Genomic DNA, 251 nt, shown 5'->3' with positions numbered 1-251 from the left:
CGTCGTCGTGGTGGTCACGCTCGTACGGCCGGTGGCGGGGTCGATGCTTCGGTCAGGGTTGGGGTGATGAGTGGGGTGGAGTCGTGAGGGCGGTGGTGGTGTCGGTGTTCGCGGTGGCGCGCCGGGTGTTCGGGCCGCCGGCGCGTCTCGGGTACCGGTTCGCCCGCGCGGTCGGCGTCGTCGTGGTGGTCACGCTCGTACGGCCGGTGGCGGGGTCGATGCTTCGGTCAGGGTTGGGGTGATGAGTGGGG

General features: G+C 71.7%; 1 protein-coding gene. It reads left to right on the top strand.

Going from position 1 to position 251, the window contains the following annotated elements:
• Positions 1-83 precede the first annotated feature (83 nt).
• A complete protein-coding gene (locus ACFFNX_RS52265) occupies positions 84-242 on the top strand; it encodes a hypothetical protein (protein WP_378213931.1) in 159 nt (52 codons plus the stop codon).
• The last annotated feature ends 9 nt before the right edge of the window (positions 243-251 follow it).

Source organism: Actinoallomurus acaciae, from assembly GCF_042429965.1.
Taxonomy (GTDB): Bacteria; Actinomycetota; Actinomycetes; order Streptosporangiales; family Streptosporangiaceae; genus Actinoallomurus; species Actinoallomurus acaciae.
Note: the sequence above shows the minus strand (reverse complement) of the source record. Positions and strands in the feature narration are given on the sequence as shown.